Below are 22940 nucleotides of genomic sequence, written 5' to 3'. Positions count from 1 at the left end.
GGCCTCCTGCCCCTGTGCATATCGTTGTGAGGCTCCTAATATGACGGCCCGTCAGATCGGGAGGGAAGAGCCATGGACGCCAGCTTCACCACCGAGCAGGACGAGATCCGCCGCACCCTGCGCGAACTGCTCCACAAGCGGTGCGGACCGGAGGAGCTGCGCACGGCCCTCGACACCCCCGCCGGCCATGATCCGGCGCTGTGGACAGCCCTGGCCGAGCAACTCGGGCTGCCCGGGCTCGCCGTCCCGGAGGCGTACGGCGGTGTCGGCTGCTCGGCGACCGAACTCGCCCTCGCCGGAGAGGAGACGGGCCGGGTTCTCGCCCCCTCGCCCCTGCTCGCGACCGCCGTCCTGAGTGCGCCCCTGTTGCTCGCTCTCGGTACCGACGTCCAGCGGGCCGAGCTGCTGCCCCGTATCGCCGCGGGGTCGCTCACCGCGGCCCTCGGGGTGCCCGGCGCCGCGCTCGCCACCGTGCTCGGGCTGACCGGCGACAACGGCGGCGACTGGGCCGGAGGAGGACGCGCGGGGGGCGTCCAGGCCCGGCGGACGGACGAGGGCTGGCGGCTGTACGGGCAGGTCGACCAGGTGCTCGACGGGCACAGCGCGGGGCTGCTGATCGTCGCCGCCCACGCCGGAGGCTTCGCCCGCTCGCGCACGCTGCTGTTCCTGGTCCCCGGGGACACGGCGCGGCTCGTCCGCACCCGGCGGACCGCGCTCGACGCGACCCGCCCGCAGGCCCGCCTTCAACTGCGGGACGTGGACGCCGAGTTGCTGGGGGACGAAGAGGCCGATGTGCTGGGCGCCCTCTCCCGCATGGGCGACACCGCCGCCGCCGTGCTCGCCTGCGAGGCCGTCGGGGCCGCCGACCGGGCGCTGGAGCGGACCGTGGAGTACGTGGGCCAGCGGGAGCAGTTCGGGCGGGCGATCGGGTCCTTCCAGGCGGTCAAGCACCGGCTGGCCGATGTGTACGTCCAGGTGCAGGCCGCCCGCTCGGCCGCCTACTACGCCGCGTGGGCCACGGCCGGCGGTGCGAGAGCGGGCGGGCTTGCCCTCGCGCAGGCGCTGGAGGCACTGCGGGGTGCGGCGGCCGAGGGGATTCAGCTGCACGGCGGCATCGGTTTCACCTGGGAGCACGAGGCTCACCTGTACTTCAAGCGGGCCGCCGGTGACGAGTTGCTCTTCGGGCCCGTGCATCGGCTGCGGGCGCATGCCGCCGACGCGGCGCGGCTTTTCGAGGGCGGGGAGGTGACCGTCTGATGGGCGTCGAGGGTGTCAGGGGCGTCAGGGGTGTCAGAGGCGTCGGGGTGCGTCTCGTCCAGAAGGTGTCCTCCACGCCGGGCTTCGCCAAGGTCGCCCCGCATGTCGTCCCCGCGCTGGACCGTGCCGTCCACCGGCTCACCCGCGGCAAGGTGCTGCTCAGTGCGCAGCTGCTGCCGGGGGTGATCCTGACCTCGACGGGGGCGAAGAGCGGGCAGACCCGGCGTACGCCGCTCGCCTGTATGCCGGAGGACGGCGGGGACGGCGGGCGCGGCTGGATCCTCGTCGGCTCCAACTTCGGACGTGCCGGCCACCCCGCCTGGACCCACAACCTCCTCGCCCATCCCGACGCCGAGGTCAGCTGGAAGGGGCGGGACATCCCGGTCCGGGCCCGGCTGCTGGAGGGGGAGGAGCGGGCGGCGGCCTGGAAGGCGGTGCTGGCGTTCTGGCCGCCGTATGCGGCGTATCAGGCGCGGGTGGAGCGGGAGATCCGGGTGTTCAGGATCGTACGGAAGTGAGGGTCAGAGGGTGGCCAGCCTCTGCACCAGCAGAAACGCGCCGATTCCCAGCATCGCCGCGCCCGAGGTGCGGGTGACCGCTCGGGCGGCTGCCGGGCGGGCGCCGAGCACCGCGCGGGCGAGGAGGCCCACCGTCAGGTAGACCGCCGCACAGCACGCCATGTGCAGGACGCCGAGCGTGGCCGTCTGCACCGGCACGGGCAGGTGCCCGGCCCCCGTCACCAGGAACTGCGGCAGTACCGACAGATACAGCAGCAGCCCCTTCGGGTTCAGCCCGCTGATGGTGCCGCCGCGCAGAAAGACGCGGCCGCGACTCGTCTCCACCGCCTGATCCGCCCCCGGCATCCCCGGATTCCGCAGCACCCCCCACCCCAGCCACACCAGATACCCGGCGCCGGCGGCCGTCAGCGCCGTCAGCAGCCCCGGCGACCCCGCGACCAGTACGGCGAGCCCCGCCGCGGCCAGCGTCGTATGCAGCGCATAGCCCGTGACCAGGCCGCCGACCGCCCATCCCACCGAGCCGCCGCGCAGCCCGGCGGAGATCGCGTACGCCCAGTCGGCGCCCGGCACGCACACCAGCAGCAGGTCGACGGCGAGGAAAGAGATCAGCGTTCCGGAGTCCATGGTGGGGACATTAGGCGGGAATGGCCCGAAAGTGTTCCCGAAGTTTGCTCATGATCGCCGGATGTGAGGGAAGATCTGCCTCATGGATGACGTGGACCGGAAGATTCTTGCCGAGCTCCAGCAGGACGGGCGGCTGACCGTGACCGAGCTGGCCGCGCGGGTGCGGCTGAGTGTCTCGCCGTGTCACCGGCGGCTGCGGGAGCTGGAGCGGGCCGGGGCGATCCAGGGGTACCGGGCCGTCGTCGAACCGGCAGCGGTGGGGCTGACCTTCGAGGCGCTGGTCTTCGTGTCGATGCGGCAGGAGGACCGGGACACGGTCGCCGAGTTCGAGCGGGCCATCGGCGAGATCGAGCACGTACTGGACGCGCAGCGGCTGTTCGGCGAGCCCGACTATCTGCTGCGGGTCGCCACGGCCGACCTGGCGGCCTTCCAGCGGCTGTACGACGAGCGGCTGGCGACGCTGCCGGGGGTGCAGCGGCTGACGTCCACGCTGGTGATGAAGCACGTCGTCAAGGACCGGGCCCTGCCGTGACGCTCCGCTGGTGGTGCTGCGATATGCCGTCGGTCGTCTGCGGCGCCGTCGTGGCTGGTCGCGCAGTTCCCCGCGCCCCTTTGGGGCGCTGGCGCGCACAGCGCAGCAGGCGGTGGTCCACCTGAGTGAACCACCGCCTGCGAGACAGGACTTGGGGCCGAGGAAGTAAAAAGGGGCGCTACTTCGTCGGCTTCTTTCCGGTCACGCCCAGGTGCACCAACAGCGCGAGGTTCGGCTTGAGTTCAGCCTGTTTGACGCCCCACGACTGAAAGCCCTTCTGGTGCGAGGCGACGGCCGCGAGCATCGCGACCAGGGAACCCGCGACCGCGGCCGGGTTCACGTCCTTGTCGACCCGGCCCTTGGACTGGAGTTCGGCGACCGCGTCGGAGAGGGAGTTGTTCACCGAGTTCAGGATCTTCATACGGATCTTGTAGAACCGTTTGTCGCCCTCGGCGGCACCGAGGTCGACGACCCTGAGGATCGCGTCGTTCCTGCGCCAGAACTCCAGGAATCCGTCCACGAGTTCCTGTGCGGTCTGCCAGCCGGCCTTGCCGACCCAGGAGCGGCCCGCGAGCAGCTCGGTCAACCCGGCGCCCTCGGTGGCCATTTGCTCGGCGATCTCCAGGACGGCGCCTTCGACGTCCGGGAAGTACTGGTAGAAGGTGGCGGGCGAAGTGCCCGCCTTCCGGGCGACATCGATGACTTTGACGTCCCGGTACGGGGAGGAGCTGAGCATCTCGCTGAGGCAGTCGAGCAGCTTCTGCCGGGTCGCCTGCCCACGCCGGCCGGCCACGCGGCCGTCGACGGTACGCACTTGTCCTGTCATGACGTCAGCTTACCGAGGGGTGATCGGAGCGCGATTCGGCCGACTGCAAATGGGGTGCACGGGGGCGGAGAGGGTGGTGTGCCTGGTCTGCGGGGTGCGTGAGAGGCCGTTACTTTGGCGACATGGCCGAAAACAGGGCATCCGCGGGCGAAGAGGCATACGCCGAGGGCGTCGCGTGCTGGGTCGAGGCCCGGCTGCCCGACGTGGAGGCGGGCAAGCGGTTCTACGGCGAGCTCTTCGGGTGGACTTTCGAGGAGGCGTACGGGGGCTCCGTGTGGGCCCTTCGCGACAAAGCACCCGTCGCCGCGCTCGCGTACAAGGCGGACGGCCGTATGCCCACCGTGTGGACGGTGTATTTCGCGACGCCGGACGCGGAGTCGCTGGCCGTGCGGGTGCAGATGGCCGGCGGTCAGGTCGTCACCGCGCCCCTCCCGGTCGGTGACCTGGGCACGGCCGCGCTGGTCGCGGACCCGGAGGGCGCCGTCTTCGGCCTCTGGCAGGCGGGTGACCACCAGGGCTTCGGCAGGCGGCACGAGCCCGGCACCTTCATCTGGACCGAGCTGTACACACGGGACACCGAGGGCGCCAACAACTTCTACGGCGGCCTGTTCACCGACGCTCTGTTCGGGCCGGACGCCGAGCCCGACTTCGGCCGCGCGCCCGTCTCCGACGTCTTCCCGGCCGAGATGCCGCCCCACCTCCTCGTCCATTTCGGTGTCGACGACTGCGACGCCGTACTCGGGACGGTGCAGTCGCTCGGCGGACGGGTACAGGCACCCCCTTTCGATGCGTCATACGGCAGGGTGGCCGTTGTCACGGACAATCAGGGGGCGTCCTTCGCGCTGCTGCAACGCTGATCTCCTGCCGAGATGCCGCGTCCAGCATGCGAAAGGGGCCTTTGCGCGGGGCGGAACCTGTGTTTTTGTCCCAAGGCACTGTGTTTTTGTCCAAGACACCCCGATCCGCGCCCGGGTTCGCAACCAGTGCCCGAGACAGGAAGAATCAGGGTGCGTGCCGCCAAGGCGGTGCGGTGGTGAGACGCTGCACGGGGTCGCGTACATATGTGGAGTGACGCGGCTCGTACGGGGAGGTGGCAGGCAAGTGGTGGATCAGCTGACGCAGCACGATCCGCGGCGGATCGGGCCGTTCGAGGTGCTGGGACGGCTGGGTGCCGGCGGCATGGGGCTGGTCTATCTCGCGCGCTCGGCTTCGGGCCGGCGCGTGGCGATCAAGACGGTCCGGACGGAGCTGGCCGAGGACCAGCTCTTCCGCGTCCGCTTCACGCGCGAGGTCGAGGCGGCACGGGCGGTCTCCGGGTTCTATACGGCGGCCGTGGTCGACGCCGATCCGCGCGCGGCCGTGCCCTGGCTGGCCACCGCGTATGTGCCCGCGCCCTCGCTCGAGGAAATAGTGAACGAGTGCGGGCCGATGCCGGCGCAGGCGGTGCGCTGGCTCGCGGCGGGGGTCGCGGAGGCCCTCCAGTCCATTCACGGGGCCGGTCTCGTCCACCGTGACCTCAAGCCCTCGAACGTCCTCGTGGTCGAGGACGGTCCCCGGGTCATCGACTTCGGTATCGCATCCGGCGTCTCGAACACACGTCTGACGATGACCAACGTCGCCGTGGGTACGCCCGCCTATATGTCCCCGGAGCAGGCCAAGGACTCGCGGAGCGTGACCGGCGCGAGCGATGTGTTCTCGCTGGGCTCGATGCTCGTCTTCGCCGCCACCGGCCATGCGCCCTTCCACGGGGCCAACCCCGTGGAGACCGTCTTCATGCTGCTCAGGGAGGGCCCGGACCTCGACGGTCTCCCGGCGGAGCTGCGCCCCCTCATCGAGTCCTGTATGCAGATGGAGGCGACCGGCCGCCCCAACCCGGCCGACCTCCAGTCCCAGCTGGCCCCCCATCTCTTCGGCTCCGGCTCCGACGACAGCGGTACGGCGTCGGCGTGGCTGCCCGAGCGGGCGGTGGGCCTGATCGAGGCGCGCCGCAACGGACGCCCGCCGGCCAAGTCCACGCCGGGTTCCGGCCGCAGCGGCGGTCGGGCCGCGGTTCCGCACCCGCCCCCGCCCTCGCACGACCCGGTCATCCCGGCGCCCGTGCCCGCCCCGGTCGGCGCCCCCGACACCGGCCCGGTACGGCTGGCCGGCGCGGCGGTGCCGATCGGGCCCGGGCCGCGCGTCGCCGACGCCCGTGCCGCCGCCGTGAAGGCACCTCCTCCAGAGGCCGGCCTGGTGGCCTCCTGGTCCCGTCCCCGTCCCGGCGTCAACGGCACCGACCCTGCCGTGGGCCCTGCCGTGACCGCGTCGCCGCCCGCACCCCCGGAGACGGCGGCCGGCTGGCGCCCCTGGCGCTTCCGCATGTCGAACGACGTCTGGGGCACCCCTTCCGTCTCCGACGACCTCGTCTACGTCACCTCTTTCGAGGTGCACGTCCTGGACGTGGCGACGGGCCGCCGCCGGTTCAAGACGCGGGACGTGGCCTGGTCGATGGCGGTCGCGGACGGCCGTATCCACGCCTCCGACGGGCCCACGCTGTACGCCCTCGACGCCCGGGAGGGCGCGGACCTCTGGCGGCTGGCCACCGATGCCTGGGTGTACTCGCTCAAGGCCGACCGGGGAACCGTGATCACCGGCACGCGCGGCGGCGGCGTCCAGGCGTGGGAGGCCTCGGGCGGGCAGAAGCTGTGGGAGCTCGCCGGCGCCCAGACCGACTTCGAGTCGCCGGAGGCCGGGCCCGCGCTGTACGACGGCACGGTGTTCGTCTGGCAGGACTCCCGGCTGCGCGCCCTGGACGCCCGCACGGGTGACGAGCGCTGGTCGTACCCGATCGGCGACGCGGCCTCCTGCGGCGGCGTTCCGGTGCGGGTGGCGCAGGCCCACGACGGATACGTCTATGTGTCGGCCGGGACGCGTGTCCTCGCCATCGACGCGGCCGCCGGTCATGTCCGCTGGCACTTCGAGGCTCCGGCGGTCTTCCTGTGCCCGCCGACGTTCGTACCGGGCCCGGCCGTCACCGGCGGTGGGGTCTATCTGGCCGACTACCTCGGCACGGTGTACGCCCTGGACGCCGCCGACGGCCGCGACCGCTGGCGCATCGCGACCGAGTCCCGCGCCTCGATCGAGCCGGTGCTGGTTGCCGCCGGGCACGTCCACGTCGGTAGCGGCAAGGGGCTCTACACCCTGGACGCGGTCACCGGCACGCCCAAGTGGCGGTTCCAGGCGGGTGGCGACATCGTCGGGGCGCCGTCCGTGGCCGAGGGCCGTATTCACTTCGGCTCTACCGACCATCTGCTGTACACGCTCAAGGCCGACGACGGGCGGCTTCGGTGGAAGCTGGCGACGGGCGGTGAGATCACCGGGTCGCCGGTGGTGCGGGACGGTGTGGTGTACGCGTGCAGCAAGGACCGGTGCGTGTATGCGCTGGACGCGGAGAAGGGTACGGGGACGGCTCGGCCGTAGGCGCTCCACCGCGGGCCGGGTTTTGTCCGCGGGTCCGTCGTGGCTGGTCGCGCAGTTCCCCGCGCCCCTAAAGGGGCGCTGGTGCGGGCGTCTATTTTCCCGGGACGGCCGTCGTGCCGGGCGCACGGAAGGGGCGTTCCGGACGGCGGCCGTCGCTTCGGGGAGGGCCTGTTCAGCGCTCTCACGGCGAACGCTACGCCCGGTCGGCGGGACCCGCCATGTGGCGCAGGGTCAGCGGAGGCGGAACGTCTGGCCTCGGGCCTTGAACAACTCCGCCTGCCGTTCGTCGGGCAGGTTGCCGAGGGACACCAGGTGCTGGGCCTGTGCGTAGCCGCGTCCGACCTCCCCTTCCCGGCCGGCCCACAGGGCCCGTACGGTCCCCTGTACCGCCTCCGTCGGGTACCCGGCGATCACCGTCGCGCAGGCGGTCGCGGCCACCAAGGCTCCGCCGGGCTCGGTGAGTTCGGAGACGAGCCCGACGTCGTAGGCGCGCTGGGCCGAGATCCGTTCCGCGGTTCCCATCAGCGCCATCCGCGCGGCCTCGCCGTACGGTATCCGCTGCGTCATCAGCACCGACTCGTACGCGCTGACCATCCCGTACGTGGTGTGCGGGTCGAAGAAGGTGGCGGTCGGGTCGGCGACGAGGAAGTCGGACTCGCCGAGGAGGTAGAAGGCGCCGCCGCAGGCGATGCCCTGTACGGCGGAGATCACCGGTTTCCACAGGTCGTTCGACTTCGGCCCGATGCGGGACAGCGGATCATCCGCCATGTACGGGGAGTTCGGCTGCGGCACGACCGTGTCCCGGTCGATCCCCGTGCAGAACGCCCGCTCACCGGCCCCGGTGAGGACGACGGCCCGTACGGAGTCGTCGAACCGCAACTCCCGCCAGGTGTCGTGCAGTTCACCGGCGGTCGTCAGGTCGATCGCGTTGAGACGGTCCGGCCGGTCGAGGGTGACGACCGCGACGCCGGTGTCCTTGTCGGTGGTGAGGCCGAGGCTCATGGACGCTCCAGGATCCATTGGGGCAGGCCGGTGTCGGTGAACACGACCTGGACCCGGGCGCCGATGCGAAGGCGGTCGGGGGAGAGGGAGTTGAGCGGCGCCCCGGCCTCCGTGACCAGGTTCCCGACGAGCCGTATCCGGGGGGCGTCGGTGAGTTCGACGACGATGACGTTGTACGGCGCCTGCTCCGCGTAGTCGGGGAGCAGGGGCGGGTGGGGGATGACGTACGACCAGATGCGGCCGCGTCCGGTGACCTGCCGCCACTCGGTGGCGAAGGACTGGCAGTGGGGGCAGCAGGGGCGGGGCGGGAAGCGGGGTTCGCCGCAGTCGGCGCAGGCCTGGACACGGAGTTCGCGATGGGCGGCGTACTGCCAGAAGGGGGCGCCGTCGGCGTCGGTGACGGGGGTGAGCATCGGCTCAGCTCCTCAGGAGAAGGGCGGAGGTGGGGACGCCCTCGCCCGCCGTGACGAGACAGGTGGCGGCCCCCGGCACTTGGGCGGTACTCGTCCCGCGCAGCTGCTTCACGCCCTCGTTGATGAGGTTGAAGCCATGGACGTACGCCTCGGAGAGCCCGCCGCCCCCGGTGTTGAGCGGCAGCCGCCCGCCGATCTCCAGGGCGCCGCCCTCCGTGAAGGCCCCGCCCTCGCCGCGCCCGCAGAAGCCGTAGCCCTCCAGGGAGAGCGGGATGAGAGGGGCGAACGCGTCGTAGATCTGGGCGACTTCGACGTCCTGGGGTGTGAAGTCGGCGTGTTTCCACAGGTGCCGGGCGGCGGTCCAGGCGGGGCCGGTGAGCGGGTCGTCGTTCCAGTAGTTGACCATGCCGTGGTGCTGGGCGGGCAGGCCCTGGGCGGCGGAGTGGACGTAGGCGGGGGTGTGACGACAGTCGCGGGCCCGCTCCTTGCTGACCACCACGCACGCCAACGCCCCGTCCGTCTCCAGACAGTTGTCGAAGAGGCAGAGGGGCTCGCTGATCCAGCGGGAGGTCATGTACATCTCGCGGGTGAGGGGGCGGTCGTACATGATCGCGGCGGGGTTCTGGTTGGCCCGGTTGCGGCAGGCGAGGGCGACGTTGAAGAGGTGGTCGCGGGTCGCGCCGTACTCGTGCATGTAGCGGCGGGTGAGCATGGCTATCTCGTCGGCGGGCCTGAGCAGGCCGAAGGGGCGGGTCCACTGGGCGGGGGTCGGCAGCTGTACGTCGGTGTTGGTCCAGGGGCGGGGGCCGGACCCGCGCTTGCGTGACCGCCAGGCCACCCCCACCGTCGCCTGGCCGGTGGCGATGGCGGCGGCGAGATGGGCGACCGTGGCGCAGGAACCGCCGCCGCCGTACCCGGCCTTGCTGAAGAAGGTGAGGTCGCCGAACCCGACGGCCTTCGCCAGCTCCACCTCGTCGGTCTGCTCCATCGTGTACGAGGCGAGCGCGTCGACCTCGCCGGGCGCGATGCCGGCGTCGTCGAGGGCGGCCAGGACGGCGCGGCAGGCGAGGGTGCGTTCGTCGTCGGGGAGGTGTTTGGCGAAGGGGGTCTGTCCGATGCCGACGATGGCGGTGGCGTCCTTGAGCCCGGCCATGTACACACCTCCACGCGGTGACTTGGCGGCTGACAGGGCGTCAGGCTACAGCTAATCTGACGGGCAGTCAGCTACTGGTTTGGGGGCTGTTGTGCGCGGTGACTTGGAGTGGGGAAGCATCCCGGGACTCGTCCGGTCCGCGGCCGAGCGGTACGCGGACGCCGAGGCGGTGGTGGAGGGCCGCACCCGGATCTCGTACGCCGAACTGGGCGGCCGCGTCGAGCGGTCGGCGGCGGCCTGTATGGCGAACGGGATCGAGCCCGGCGACCGGGTCGCGATCTGGGCCCCGAACACCCTGGACTGGATCGTGGCGGCGCTGGGCGCGGTGTCGGCCGGGGCGGTGCTGGTCCCCGTCAACACGCGGTTCAAGGGCGTGGAGGCGGCGGATGTGCTGCGCAGAAGCGGGGCGCGGCTGCTGTTCGTGACGGGGACGTTCCTGGGGACGTCGTATGTGGCGTCGCTGCGGCGGGCGGTCGCGGAGGGGCCGGGGCTGCCGGAGCTGGAGCACGTGGTGGTGCTGTCGGACGACGCGCCTGCCGAGTTCCGTACGTGGAAGGACTTCCTGGCGAGCGGCGAGGGCGTGGGCTCGTCCGAAGTGCGGGTGCGCTCGGCGGCGGTGGACGGATCAGCCCCGTCGGACATCGTCTTCACGTCCGGTACGACGGGGCGCCCGAAGGGTGCGGTGATCACCCATGCGCAGACCCTGCGGGCGTACGAAGCCTGGTGCGATCTCGCGGGGTTGCGGCAGGGCGACCGCTATCTGATCGTGAACCCCTTCTTCCACACCTTCGGTTACAAGGCGGGAGTGCTCGCGTGTCTGATGCGCGGCGCGACGATGGTCCCCCAGCCGGTGTTCAACGTCGGCACGGCACTGGCGAACATCGCGGCGGAACGGGTGTCGGTGCTGCCGGGCCCGCCCACCCTGCACCAGTCCTTGCTGGACCACGCCTCGCGGGACACATACGACCTCTCGGCGCTGCGGCTGGTCGTGACGGGGGCGGCGGTGGTGCCGTTGCGCCTGGTGGAGCGGTTGCGGGGCGAGTTGGGCGTGGAGACGGTCCTGACGGCGTACGGCCTCTCGGAGGCCAGCGGCATCGTCACCATGTGCCGGCGCGAGGACTCTCTGCCGGTGATCGCATCGACGTCGGGCCGGGCGATACCCGGCACGGAAGTGCGGGTCGAGGCACCGGTCGGCGAGCCCGGCGAGGTCCTGGTCCGCGGCTTCAACGTCATGCGCGGCTACTACGAGGACGAGGCGGCGACGGCGGAGGTGCTGGGGGAGGACGGGTGGCTGCGGACGGGCGACGTCGGCGTGCTGGACGAGGCGGGGAACCTGCGCATCACGGACCGCATCAAGGACATGTTCATCGTCGGCGGCTTCAACGCCTACCCGGCGGAGATAGAGCAACTGCTCGGCCTGCATCCCGATGTGGCGGACGTGGCGGTGATCGGAGTCGCCGACGCACGGCTCGGGGAGGTCGGGAAGGCGTACGTGGTGCGGCGGCCGGGGGCCGTGGTCACCGGGGACGACCTGATCGCGTGGGCGCGGCGGGAGATGGCGAACTACAAGGTGCCGCGGCTGGTGGAGTTCGTGGCGGAACTGCCGAGGAACGCGAGCGGGAAGGTGGTGAAGGGGGAGTTGCGGTCAGGGTGAGGGGAGCGGCTGCTGCTGCCGTGGCAGCGCCGACTGCGGCTGCGCACCGTGGCGACGCCGGTTGACGGAGCCGGTGGCCGTGCTGCTGGGCCGTTCCGGGGACTCGCCCATGACGACGGCCAGGACGACCCAGAACAGGATGTCTATCCGGTCCAGGTTGGCCGGGTGGTCCATCATCGTCATCAGGAAGAACCCGGTCAGCGAGGCCAGCCCGACGGTGCCGAGGACCGACTTGGCGCGGGCGATGCGGGCGGCGTGCAGCCAGGCGACGACGGTCACGGCGAGGATCGCCAGGAGACCGAGGGCGCCCGTCTCGACGAGCCAGTTCAGCCACATGTTGTGGGCGTGCACGAAGACGCGGTCGCCGGGGGCGGTGGCGGAGATGGCGGCGCCGGAGCGGCCGAGGCCCACGCCGAGGGGGTTGTCCTTGGCCAGCGAGAGCGCGGCGTCCCAGGCCTGGCCGCGCACGCCGAGCGAGTTGCCGGCCTGCGACACGGCCCAGATGACGGCCGCGGCGGCGGCCAGCCCCAGCGCCCCGAGCGCACCGACGAGCCGGCGCTGCGCACGGTCCGCGAGGCGGGGGGCCAGCCAGTAGGCACCGGCGAGGACGAGGAGGCCGGCGGCGCCGGCGACGTACCCGGCGCGGGAGAAGGTGGTGAGCATCGCCCCGTATCCGAGGACGCCGACCAGCACGATCACGGTACGGGCCGTGCGCTCGTCGACGGAGACGGCGGCGAGCAGCACGAAGGGGAGCAGCAGGACGAGGAAGGCGGCCAGCAGGTTGGGGTTGGCGAAGGTGCCGATGGCGCGGATCAGGACGTCGCCGCCGGTGTCGTCGCAGGAGATGTCCGTGAGCAGCCCGGTACGGCAGAAGCCGGTGGGCGTGTCGTTCGTGAACTGCGAGAACGCCGAGGTCGCGGCGGCACCCACGCCGACCAGCGCGAGCAGGCCGATCGCCCGCCAGGACTCCGGCTGGGTGCGGCGCACTCCGACGACGAGGTAGTAGCAGGCGAGGACCGTGACCAGGCCTCGGAGCGGGGCGGTGGGATGGCCGCCGTGGACGGTGGCCGCGGCCGCCGCCAGCAGCAGGACGCCGATGGGGATGTCCAGCCGTGAGCGGAAGTCCCGTATTCGAGCCCGCGACGGCGAGGGCAGCAGCAGGGCGACGAACCCGACGACGATGAGCAGCCGCAGCGGGGTCACGATCCCGACGAGCGGATCGTCGGGGAAGAAGTCGGTCGCCGCGTCGACCACGATCACAGCCACCACGGCGAGCGGCACGAACTGCACGAACTTCTGAAAAGCCCCCGGCGACGCCTGGCCCGGCGTTGCCGTCGTCCGGTCGTATGCCATGACACCCGAGCGTGGCGGTGGGGGGAGTACAGGGGGTGTCGGTGGGACGAACGGGGTGAAGCGGGTGCGGGGACGGTGGTCGGCCGGGCCTGTCCGGCCCGTGGCATGCATCGGCCGCGGCGGCTCCCCTCCGTGCCGCCGCGGCCGATCCCCGTGTGGAGTGAGGTCTGCTCAGGCCTTCTCGTCCGTCGCGTGGTTGTCGAGCGGCTTCACCGTGCCGCCCGTCGCGTGGTTGTCGAGCGTGGTGATCTCTTCGTCGGTGGCGTGGTTGTCCTGCGTGGTGGCGTCATCGACGTCCGTGGCGTGGTTGTCGAGCGGCTTCACCACGGTGTCCTTCTTGGCATCGCTCATGGACTGGCAACTCCCGTTCATTGATGGGCGATGCCCGTCCGGCGACTCCCCCGCGGGACGCCGGACGGGCATATCAGGGTCGTACACCCTAGCGGTGGTGATCACCGCTGACCCGTCTGCCCCCCGACGCGACGGATCGACAAGAGACACAGTGCCGTGGCGCGATAAACGAACGATGAACGCTTCGCCGCGGCTCAGGCGGCCGCAGCCGGGCTGAGCAGCAGCCGTACCTCGGCGGCCTCCGGGGACTCCAGTGAGTCGAAGATGGAGAGGGCCTCCTGCCAGCAGGCCCGTGCCCGGCCGGTCTGGTTCAGGTCACTCAGTGCCCGGCCGAGAACGGTCAGGATGTTGCCCCGCCGCCATTCACCACCGATGCCCCGCAGCACGGCTTGTGCCTGTTCCGCCAGGGCCGCGGCCTCGGCGGGCCTGCGTGCCGCGAGATGCGCTTCCGCGATCCGGAAGAGCGTCATCCCCTCCCACAGCCGCTGTCTGCTGTCGCGGAACACCTCCAGGGCCTCGTTGAGCCGGTCGACAGCCGCACTCAGCCCGCCCTGGCCGGTGAGAGCCATCCCCAAGGCGTAGCGGCCGTTGGCACCGCGGAGCGTGTGGCCCAGGCGGTCGTAGATGGCGATGCCCTGCTGCGCGAGTTCCACCGCGCTGCCGACCCTGCCCAGGGCGAGGTGGATACGCGAGAGATTGCACAGGGCGCTGGCCTCTCCGGCGAGGTTCTCGTCCTGCCGGAAGCTGTCGATGGCCTGCCGGAGATACGCCTCACCATCCGCGTAACGGTTCTGGTAGAGCGCGATGATGCCGCGGTCGTTGGCAGCCCAGCACCTGGGTGCCAGGTCGTCCACGAGGTGGGCCAGCTCCATGGCACGTCGTGCTTCCTCGTCCGCCTCACTGAAGCGTCCGGCCACGAGATGGACGTTGGTCAGCGTCGTGAGCGCCCGGCTCAGGGCCTGAGGGTCACCGGCCCGGTCGGCAGCACCTCGCAGCGTGCAGGCGACAGCCTCGTACTGCTTGGCGTTGGCGCCCGACTCGGCGAGATCCTTCGCCGCCCACAGCAGATCCACCGCCCGCCGCAGCACGGCGTTCCCGGTGCACTGCTGGGTGAACGCGAGCAACGCATGGGCCTCGGAGTACAACCAGTCCTGCGCCTCGTGCCGGTCCTCGAAGCTCAGCCCCGGGTAGTCGGTGGTCTCAAGGTGATCCACCAGCCGATCCCCCGGCCGCTCGATCGCATAGACCCCGGCCGCCGTAGCCAGGTAGAAGTCCAGCAACCGGGACAGAGCCGCCCCCCGATCACTCGTCGGCCGCTCATCCCGCTCCGCGCACGCACGCGCGTAGAGCCGTACCAAGTCGTGGTACCGGTACCGCCCAGGAGCCGCCGACTCGAGCAACGACGTGTCGACGAGGGACTCCAGCAGGTCCTCCGTCTCCTCGACGGGCAGATCCAGTACCGCCGCGGCCGCCGCCAGCGAGATGTCCGGCCCGTCCGCCAGGCCCAGCAGCCGGAACGCCCGGGCCTGGGCCGGCTCCAGTGCTCCGTATCCCAGCTCGAAGGTCGCCTTCACCGCCAGGTCGCCGGCCTGGAGCTCGTCCAGGCGGCGGCGTTCGTCCGCGAGCTTTGCCGCCAGCACCGAGACGGTCCAGGTGCGGCGGGCCGCCAGGCGGGACGCCGCGATCCTGATCGCCAGCGGCAGGAAGCCGCACGCCGCGACCACGTCCAGCGCGGCCTCCCGTTCGGACGCCACACGCTCCTCGCCCACGATCTTGGTGAAGAGCAACAGTGCCTCGTCCGGGGACATCACGTCCAGGTCGACCAGATGGGCGCCCGCCAGGTCCACCATCCGTACCCGGGACGTCACCAGTGCCGCGCAGCCTTCCATGCCCGGCAGCAGCGGACGTACCTGTGCGGCGTCCCGTGCGTTGTCCAGCAGGACCAGTACCCGTCGCCCGTCCAGCACGGACCGGTACAGCGCCGAGCGTTCCTCCAGGGAGTCCGGGATGGACGAGTCCGCCGTACCCAACGCCCGCAGGAACGAGCCCAGTACGGTCTCCGGCTCCGCCGCCCGGGCGCCCGCGCCCTGTAGGTCCACGTACAACTGGCCGTCCGGGAATGCCGCCCGCGCCTGGTGGGCCACGTGCACGGCGAGGGTCGTCTTGCCGACGCCTCCGATCCCGGCCAGCGCCGAGACCGCCATCACCCGGCCCTCCGCCGAGGCCAGGACGTCGCTCAGCTCGGAAACGAAGGAAACCCGCCCGGTGAAGTCCGGGACCGTCGCCGGGAGTTGCGCGGGGCGGACCGGGACGGCGGCCGGTTCCGCCGCCGGTGCCGACAGTTCCGTCAGGCCGGGGTCCGCCTGGAGAATCCGCTGCTGGAGTTCCCTGAGGCCCGGACGCGGGTCCACGCCCAGTTCGTCCGCCAGCAGTCGCCGTGTGTCCGCGTACACCGCCAGCGCCTCCGCCTGGCGGCCGGAACGGTACAGCGCCAGCATCAGCAGCTCACGCAGCCGTTCCCGCAGCGGATGCTCCGCCGTCAGTGCCGTCAGCTCGGACACGGCCTCCGCGTGGCAGCCCTGTTCCAGGTCCATGTCCAGGCGCGTTTCGAGCAGTTGGAGTCGCCACTCCTCCAGCCGTACGCGCTGCGCCTCCGCGTACGGGCCGGGTACGCCCGCCAGTACCTCCCCGTCCCACAGCGAGAGCGCCCGGCCCAGCACGTCCCGCGCATGGCACAGGTCCCCGGCGTTCCGGGCCTTCTCCGCCTCGGTCGCCAGGTCCTGGGCCATCGTGAGGTCCAGGGAGCCGTCCGGCAGACCCCGGATCGCATAGCCGCCGGACTCGCTCACCAGGACTTCGGGGTTCAGCACCTTGCGCAGCCGGGAGGCGTACGTCCGCAGCGCCGCCAGCGCCTGCGACGGGGACTCCTCGCCCCAGAGGGCGTCGATCAGTTCCGCCGCGGTCGCCGTGCGGCCGTCGCGGAGCAGCAGGGCCGCCAGCAGGGCGCGTTGCTGCGGTGAGCCGGTGGTCAGCGGCTCCCCGCCCCGCCAGGCGCGCACCGGTCCGAGCACGCTGAAGCGCAGCGCGGCCGACTCCCCGGAGGAACCCGGACCCCGCTGCTCAGGCACCCGCGGTACTCCGTCCATGCAGTCCCCCTAGCCATCCCAGAACAACTAAGCGGCCCCGGGGAGGTGCCGCCCGGCCTAGTTTGCCTTGTACACGGCGGGCGCGTCAGCCGTCGGAGACCGCAGTCACAGGTGGGCGCGCGGGATACCACAAAGTCCACACACGCTCTCCGCACACTTCCGCACAGACCCGACCACCGCCAACCCGTGACGCACAGCTGACGGACCGTCAGATCGGCGCTACCGTGAGCTTCATGGAGACCACACCGGCATTTCCGAAGATCATCTCCGTCGACGACCACACCGTGGAGCCCGCGGACGTGTGGCAGAACCGGCTGCCCAAGAAGTACCTGGACACCGGACCTCGCATAGTCCGCGCCCCCCTGAAGGAGATGTCCTTCCTCGGCGGGCGATTCAAGCCCGTCATGGGGCAGCCCGGTGACGAAGGCCCCATCGGTGACTGGTGGATCTACGAAGATCTGCACCGGCCCCTCACCCGCCTCGACACCGCCGTCGGCTACAGCAGGGACGAGATCAAGCTAGAGGTCATCACGTACGAGCAGATGCGCAAGGGCTCGTACGACGTCCCCGCCCGCCTCGCCGACATGGACGTCAACCACGTCCAGTCCGCCCTCTGCTTCCCCACGTTCCCCCGCTTCTGCGGCCAGACGTTCACGGAGGCGAGCGACCACGAACTCGGTCTCCTCTGTATCCAGGCCTACAACGACTGGATGGTGGAGGAGTGGTGCGGCCCCGAGGCACAGGGCCGGCTCATACCCCTCCCCCTCATCCCCCTCTGGGACGCCGAGCTGGCGGCGGCAGAGGTCCGCCGCAACGCCGCCCGCGGCGTCCGTGCCGTCGCCTTCTCCGAGATACCCCCGCACCTGGGCCTCCCCTCCGTGCACACCGACGCATGGGACCCCTTCCTCGCGGCCTGCGCGGAGACCGGCACCGTCGTCGCCATGCACATCGGCTCCAGCAGCCGTATGCCCTCCACCTCCGCCGACGCCCCGCCCGCCGTCGGCTCCACCATCACCTTCGCCAACTGCTGTTTCTCGATGGTGGACTGGCTGATGAGCGGCAAGTTCGAGCGCTTCCCCGGGCTCAAGGTCATGTACGCCGAGGGGCAGATCGGGTGGATCCCCTACATCCTCGAACGCGCCGACATCGTCTGGGAGGAGAACCGGGGGTGGGGCGGGGTCGCCGACAAGGTCCACCGGCCGCCGTCCGAGCTCTTCGCCGAGCACGTCTACGGCTGCTTCTTCGACGACGCCTTCGGGCTGCGCAACCTCGACGCCATCGGGGTCGGCAACGTCCTGTACGAGACCGACTACCCCCACTCCGACTCCACCTGGCCCGAGTCCCGCAAGGTCGGCGAGACGCAGATGGGGCACCTGGAGGCGGACGTCGTGGAGCGGATCGTACGGCGTAACGCGATCGAGCTGCTGGGGCTCACCGACGACGGGCTGTGGGCGGGGCCCTGACCGCTCCCGGGTCTCTGCCTACTCGTTGGGCGGCAGCGGCGGGAGTGGCCGGGTCGGCGCGAACCTGGGCGTACGCAGGATCGAGATGTGGTTGCCCTGGGTGGCCAGCATCTTGCGGACCACGGGCTCCGGCATACGGATCACCACCGGGCGGGCCAGGGTCGTCTCCCGTACCGCCGTGCCCGCCCGGCCGCCGCGGACCCGGTTGGTCACCTGAGCCACCACCCTGACGTCCAGCGTGAACTGGACCAGGACCGACTTCATCTTCGGCTTGTGCACCGGCATCGAGCCGGAGGAGTTCGCCGTGGCGTCGGTCGCGCCGCCGGAGCCGCCCGCGTTGCCCATCAGCTGGTTGAGGCGGAACTGGTCGGCGTTGAGCACCCCCGCGCCGAACAGCCCGCGGGCCGACCTGCTGTGGTCGGTGGAGCTCTGGCCGTCCGACTGGGTGGGGCGGGCGGCATCGAGATCGCTCTGGCCGATCGTCTCGAAGGTCATCTTGTCGCCGATGCCCAGCGCGATGCCGTTGCGCAGCCGCGCATGCAGAGAGGCGTGCAGGTTCTGGCCTTCCGCGCCGGAGGCGTGCACCGGCGGGAGGTCGACGCCTGCGGAGGTGAGCAGCGGCAGCGCGGAGATCATCCACTCCGTGGAGACCGCCTCGTTGAGGGCGTACGCGGCGGCCTGCCCCTTGTCGCGGAACCGGTCACCGCCGCCCGCCTGCCGGACCGCGTCGGTCAGCAACTGCCGGACCTGAGTGATCCCTTGGAAGCCGTTGATCTGCGCCTCCATCGGCAGCCGCGCACCACCCGCACGCCAGGAGTCGAGGCCGACTGCGCCGGCGTCGCGCTGCGAACCCCGGGCGACGAGCGGCACGTCCTCCCGCGGCAGCTTCACCTTGGAGAGCGCGGCCAGGTCCGCGTTCAGGACGCGATGGGTCAACGCCAGACTGTCCAGCAGGGCAAGCGCCACCCGGGAGTTGCCCCGGTACAGCTCAAGGCTCGCCCGGACCGGCACCCGCATCTTCGACGACGGCACCGCGCTCGCGTCCGCGACCGTCTTCATGCCGAGCTGGCCCCGGCTCACGGCGCCGCTGCGCCGCGAGTGGCCGGACGTGAGACCGAGGCCCCCCGCACCGCCCACGCTCTTCAACTGCCCCGCCCCGCCCTCCGGTTTGCCCGAGCCCGCGAGGATGCCCTCGGCGCCGGTCATCACGCCCTCGTCATGGGAGGTGGCCTCCTGGGTGACGGCCGAGGTGATGTACTCCATGTCCCGTTTGTCGTTCGCGTCGGCCATGAACGTGCCGTCACCGACCCGGTCGACCTTGAACACCGCCCAGTACGGGGTCCTGCGTCCGTCGAACAGCTCGACGGTGACTCCGCCGTCCATGGCACTGGACAGCAGTCCGGCGGAGCCGTCGCGGTCCAGGACGCGCAGCAGCCGCTGCACGTTGTCGTTGCGGTCGTCGAGCTGCCGGCGGGGCAGCAGGTCGTCGGCGAGGTCCTGCCGCCGGCTCGCGACGAGGCGGGAACGCAGCTGTCCCAGCAGCGGGGCGAAGTCCGGGAGGTCCTCGATCATGCCGAACCCGAGCGGCAGTTCGCGGCGGAACGTCGGGCCGGCGCCGGTCGCCGGCGCGGACGAGGACGAACCGGCCGCGTCCGTGGCGGTCCGTTCCCGGGCGGCGGACCGCTCGGCGGTCATCCGGGAACTCTCCGCCGGGCTCTCGTCCTGCACGGCGGAGGAGGCCGTGGCCGGCTCTTTCGGAGCGTCCAGCCCCAACTCCTGCCGTATCCCGGCCGGCAGCTGCGCCTCCGTCAGCCACACCCCCGCCGCGGCCGGCAGTGTCTGGGCGCCCTTGGACACGTAGGGGCCGCCGCCGGTGACCTTGACCTCCGCGATCATGTCCACCAGCACGTCGCACTGGACCAGATACAGCGGGGCCTTCTTCGGGGTGTGCGCGTTGCGCTCGACCGTGCCGGACAGGGCGTACGACCGGGCGTCACCCTCGCTCGACGTGCGGGATGCCGTCAGGCCCTGGCCGGCCCGCCACATGGTGCCCTGCTCCGTGCCGGTGGCGCCGAACTGCCAGGTGCTGGTGGTGCCCTCGCCCGTCTGCCCCGCGGACTGGTGGCCGCCGAGCACGAAGGTCTCGGTGCCCGGGCCCGCGCCCTTGTGCATGAACCTCGGGTTGGCCAGGGAGAGCCGGGTGCCGACCGCGCCCTTGAGGGCCGCCAGGCGGCGCGGGTAGCGGAGGTTCTTCACGACCCAGCCGGAGGACGCGGCCTGCCGCAGCGCCGCCTGCACCGACCGTTCGCCGAACCGCTCCTCGATCGCCTGCCGCGGTGCGAGCCCCTCCGTCGCCAGCGCCGGATCCTCGCGCAGACCTCGGTTACGGGCGGCGGCCCTGGACAGCAGCGAGAAGGCGAGCTCACGGACGGGCCCCGCCTCGACGGTCTCCACCAGCTGCCAGTCCCGCAGCACGGACCCGGTGGCCGGCTGCGGGACGAGCGAGGCCAGGTCGCCGATGCCCTCGGCGGCGAAGTCGGTGGCGGGCGCAGGTTCCCCGCGGCCCCCGACCGCCGCGTCCAGCCGGTCCTTCCCCTCCTGGTCCACCGTGAACTCCGTCGGCGTGGTCAGCCGTACGTCCTGGCTGCCCGCGTTCATGAACCTCACCGTCTCGGCCTCCGGCACGTCCCGGCCCGGACGGCCCGGGGTGAGGCCGCGGGCGAGCTTGCGGGGCCGGGACGTCATGGTGGCCTCCACATCGAGCCGCAGAGCCGCCCGGAACGCGCCGGCCGTGTCGGAGCCGTTGGCCACGACGTCCGTACGGCCGGTCGTGCCGGCCTGGTTGCGATGGGCGCCGGTGCTGTGCCGCTCGTAGCGGGCCGAGCCGGTCAGGACGCCGGGGACGATCCGGGCCTGGCCGAGCACCAGACCGCCGATCGACCGCGAACTGCTGCGCCCGCTCTGCGCGTTGCCGGTGATGCCGGAGTGGCCGCGCACCGACCAGTCCTTGATGTCGCCCTCGTAGGCGGTGTCGCTCAGCCTGCCCGTGACGAGGATCTGCACGTCGTGGGAGTGCATGGTCGTCTTGCGGCGCAGCCGTACCCGGATGCCGGTGGACAGCAACTGGTCCTTGTTCACCAGGAGGTTGGTCTCCGACAGGGCGGTCATCAGATCGCGGTAATTGTGCCGCTGGGCCTCGTCCTCTTCGTTGCTGGTGTGGCCGGCGGCCGGGGCGGTGGCGCCGAACGCGGGGAGATAGCCGGCCAGCCGGGGATCGGTGGCGAACATCTGGCGCACCGCCTCCATCATGGGGCCGGTGTCGAGCCGGCTCAGTGCGACGCCGGCGCCCTTGCCGTCGTAAGGGAGGCGGCGCTCGACGTCCCGCTCCTCGCCGTTCTCGTCGGTCTCCTTCGGCTTCTGGACGAAGTCCTCGGCCGTCATTCCGGGCGGCAACGGCAGCCCGAAGGACTGCGCCTCGTCGGCGCGCAGGCTGATCCACACGTTCATCGTGTGCTGGGCGACCCGGGTCTCGGGGTGCAGGACCGCCTGGGCCGACCGGGGGCCCGTACCCTCCGCGGTGAACGTCACCGTCCCGACGTAGAGGGCCTTCTCGCCCCGGATCTCCGCACCCTGCCGGCTGGAGACGCTCTGTTCGGTCGCGGTGAAGCGTGCCTTGCGGGCGGCCGCGACCGGCATGGCCGTGGCCCGTACGACGGCCGCGTTGGCGACGGCGCCGACGCCGATCGCCGGGCCCACACCGCCCGCGACGGACCGCCCCTTGCCCGCGCTCGCGGTGACCGACGTCTGGCTCTGCTGGTGGGTGCGCAGCTGGGTCCTGCCGGTGCCCCAGGCCGGGGAGAGGCCGGTGATCGCGGCCCGCAGGTGGTAACTGCCCGCCGTCCTGTCGTCCCTGGAGTGCAGATCCTCGCCGATCACGCCGTCGCGCAGCAGCCGGGGCATGTCCTCCAGGACGGTCGCCGTGGAGGTCGCCTCGTACAGCCGGCTCCGGCCCGGTGCGCCGGGTGCGGTGAGCGAGGGGTGCAGTACGGAGGCGACGGTGTCGAAGAGACCGCCGCCGCCCTGGTGCGGGGCGGCGTCGTCGGCCACGCCGACCGGCGCCAGGGAGTCGGCGAGCGAGACGAGCCGGGCGGTGTCCGCACGGACGGGCCGTGGCCGGGCGGGTGCCGCCGTGCCGGCCGGGACCAGATGCTCGGTCGGCACCCGCTGGGTGAGCGCGCCGGAGTCCGCGTAGCTCTGCGCGTCATCGGTGCCGTGCCGCTGGACCCGTACCTCGAAACGCACCTTGCGCCGCACCTCGACCGTGCCCTTGTCGCTGCGCAGCACGCGCGGTTCGGCCACGTTCCTCTGGTGGCGGGACTCCCGGGAGGACTGCCAGGGCTGCGCGCCTGCCATGCCGGCCCCGCCGAGCCACAGGCCCGGGACGACCGGCGCGAGCCCGAAGGCGAGGCCTCCCGCGCCGTGGCTGGAGTTCCCGCCGGCCGTGGAGCCGACGGTGGCGGCCGTGTTGTGGTGGACGTCGAGCTTGGTGTCCTTGCCCACCGGGTCCTCGAGCCGGGCCTTCGCCGCACCGTCGGTCTCCGAAGAGGCGTCGGCCAGGTCGTTCTGCTGGAAGACGGGCGGCTTGTCGTCGGAGGCCCGGGAGATGGTGACCGTGACGTCGTACCACTCCTTGCCCGTCCGGCCCTCGACGGCGAAGGCGCGACCCCGCCCGAAGAAGCTCTCCGGCCGTCCGGCCAGCTCGGCCGCGATGTCGGCGACCGTGCCGTCCGCGTGCCCGACGGCCGCGGACACCGCATGCCGCACGAACTCGTGCCCGGTCAGCCCGTACGTCGAGGAGAGACCGCCCGCCTGGAGGTTCATCAGGTACGACGGCAGCTCGAACTCGATCTCGGGGCGCTCGTCCACGTCCGGCAGGGCGGGGCGGACACTCGCGGTCCGCGCACGTTGAACCGCCCGCGAGGTGGCCGCGTTGCCCGCGGACCGCTGGAGTGCGAGCAGGGCGGGGGGAGCGGTGCCGGGGCCGTGTGGTCGGGCGTCGGGGCGCACCTGGGACTCCTGCTGGGAGTCGCCGGTCCTGCCGTTCCCTGTCTGCTGCTGATGCCGCACGGCACTCAACGTAGCCAGCGGAGCGAGGGTTTGAGATCACTCCGCCGGCTACTGGCACATTT

General features: G+C 71.8%; 16 protein-coding genes. 7 read left to right on the top strand and 9 right to left on the bottom strand.

Annotated features, from left to right (window positions below):
• Window positions 1-72 precede the first annotated feature (72 nt).
• Together KCH87_RS27200 and KCH87_RS27195 are read left to right on the top strand one after the other, a co-directional pair.
• Window positions 73-1257: an acyl-CoA dehydrogenase family protein gene (locus KCH87_RS27200; protein ID WP_210588900.1), complete on the top strand. Its 1185-nt coding sequence runs from the start codon at window positions 73-75 to the stop codon at window positions 1255-1257.
• Entirely contained in the window at window positions 1257-1775 is a 519-nt protein-coding gene (locus KCH87_RS27195) for a nitroreductase family deazaflavin-dependent oxidoreductase (protein WP_210588899.1), read from the top strand. Before KCH87_RS27200 ends, KCH87_RS27195 begins: the two co-directional genes overlap by 1 nt.
• 3 nt (window positions 1776-1778) lie before the next feature.
• Here KCH87_RS27195 and KCH87_RS27190 read toward each other — a convergent pair whose 3' ends face one another.
• A complete protein-coding gene (locus KCH87_RS27190) occupies window positions 1779-2399 on the bottom strand; it encodes a LysE family translocator (protein ID WP_210588898.1) in 621 nt (206 codons plus the stop codon).
• An 82-nt stretch (window positions 2400-2481) separates the two neighbouring features.
• On the opposite strand from KCH87_RS27190, the gene KCH87_RS27185 reads away from it, so the two are divergent.
• Window positions 2482-2931: an Lrp/AsnC family transcriptional regulator gene (locus KCH87_RS27185; RefSeq protein ID WP_210588897.1), complete on the top strand. Its 450-nt coding sequence runs from the start codon at window positions 2482-2484 to the stop codon at window positions 2929-2931.
• 178 nt (window positions 2932-3109) lie between these two features.
• Here KCH87_RS27185 and KCH87_RS27180 read toward each other — a convergent pair whose 3' ends face one another.
• Window positions 3110-3745: a TetR family transcriptional regulator gene (locus KCH87_RS27180; RefSeq protein WP_210589021.1), complete on the bottom strand. Its 636-nt coding sequence runs from the start codon at window positions 3743-3745 to the stop codon at window positions 3110-3112.
• 134 nt (window positions 3746-3879) lie between these two features.
• On the opposite strand from KCH87_RS27180, the gene KCH87_RS27175 reads away from it, so the two are divergent.
• Window positions 3880-4614 carry a VOC family protein gene (locus KCH87_RS27175; RefSeq protein WP_210588896.1) on the top strand — a complete coding sequence of 245 codons (735 nt, stop codon included), beginning with the start codon at window positions 3880-3882 and terminating at the stop codon, window positions 4612-4614.
• A 244-nt stretch (window positions 4615-4858) separates the two neighbouring features.
• Window positions 4859-7216: a PQQ-binding-like beta-propeller repeat protein gene (locus KCH87_RS27170; protein WP_210588895.1), complete on the top strand. Its 2358-nt coding sequence runs from the start codon at window positions 4859-4861 to the stop codon at window positions 7214-7216.
• A 231-nt stretch (window positions 7217-7447) separates the two neighbouring features.
• On the opposite strand, the gene KCH87_RS27165 is transcribed toward KCH87_RS27170, so the two are convergent.
• The 3 genes from KCH87_RS27165 to KCH87_RS27155 are packed head-to-tail and all read right to left on the bottom strand — an operon-like array spanning window position 7448 to window position 9784.
• Window positions 7448-8218 carry an enoyl-CoA hydratase/isomerase family protein gene (locus tag KCH87_RS27165; RefSeq protein ID WP_210588894.1) on the bottom strand — a complete coding sequence of 257 codons (771 nt, stop codon included), beginning with the start codon at window positions 8216-8218 and terminating at the stop codon, window positions 7448-7450.
• Window positions 8215-8631 (bottom strand): Zn-ribbon domain-containing OB-fold protein, encoded by a 417-nt coding sequence (locus tag KCH87_RS27160; RefSeq protein WP_210588893.1) that lies wholly within the window; start codon window positions 8629-8631, stop codon window positions 8215-8217. The genes KCH87_RS27165 and KCH87_RS27160 overlap by 4 nt, the downstream gene beginning before the upstream one ends.
• A gap of 4 nt (window positions 8632-8635) precedes the next feature.
• Complete coding sequence (locus KCH87_RS27155) at window positions 8636-9784, bottom strand: lipid-transfer protein (RefSeq protein WP_210588892.1); 1149 nt, start codon at window positions 9782-9784, stop codon at window positions 8636-8638.
• A 103-nt stretch (window positions 9785-9887) separates the two neighbouring features.
• On the opposite strand from KCH87_RS27155, the gene KCH87_RS27150 reads away from it, so the two are divergent.
• A complete protein-coding gene (locus tag KCH87_RS27150; protein ID WP_210588891.1) occupies window positions 9888-11438 on the top strand; it encodes a FadD3 family acyl-CoA ligase in 1551 nt (516 codons plus the stop codon).
• Here the strand turns inward: KCH87_RS27150 and KCH87_RS27145 are convergent.
• The 3 genes from KCH87_RS27145 to KCH87_RS27135 form a co-directional block, all read right to left on the bottom strand.
• Entirely contained in the window at window positions 11430-12791 is a 1362-nt protein-coding gene (locus tag KCH87_RS27145; protein WP_210588890.1) for an O-antigen ligase, read from the bottom strand. The genes KCH87_RS27150 and KCH87_RS27145 overlap by 9 nt on opposite strands.
• A 171-nt stretch (window positions 12792-12962) precedes the next feature.
• Window positions 12963-13142, bottom strand: a complete 180-nt coding sequence (locus KCH87_RS27140; RefSeq protein WP_210588889.1) for a hypothetical protein — start codon at window positions 13140-13142, stop codon at window positions 12963-12965.
• 194 nt (window positions 13143-13336) lie between these two features.
• Entirely contained in the window at window positions 13337-16288 is a 2952-nt protein-coding gene (locus tag KCH87_RS27135; protein WP_210588888.1) for a BTAD domain-containing putative transcriptional regulator, read from the bottom strand.
• 233 nt (window positions 16289-16521) lie between these two features.
• Between KCH87_RS27135 and KCH87_RS27130 the strand changes: the two genes are divergently transcribed.
• Window positions 16522-17751, top strand: coding sequence for an amidohydrolase family protein (locus tag KCH87_RS27130; RefSeq protein ID WP_247196894.1), 1230 nt, complete (start codon window positions 16522-16524; stop codon window positions 17749-17751).
• Between the two features lie 18 nt (window positions 17752-17769).
• Here the strand turns inward: KCH87_RS27130 and KCH87_RS27125 are convergent, their stop codons facing one another.
• Window positions 17770-22878, bottom strand: a complete 5109-nt coding sequence (locus KCH87_RS27125) for a hypothetical protein (protein ID WP_210588886.1) — start codon at window positions 22876-22878, stop codon at window positions 17770-17772.
• Between the last annotated feature and the right edge of the window lie 62 nt (window positions 22879-22940).

The organism is Streptomyces sp. GESEQ-35 (assembly GCF_017948485.1).
Lineage (GTDB): Bacteria > Actinomycetota > Actinomycetes > Streptomycetales > Streptomycetaceae > Streptomyces.
Note: the sequence above shows the minus strand (reverse complement) of the source record. Positions and strands in the feature narration are given on the sequence as shown.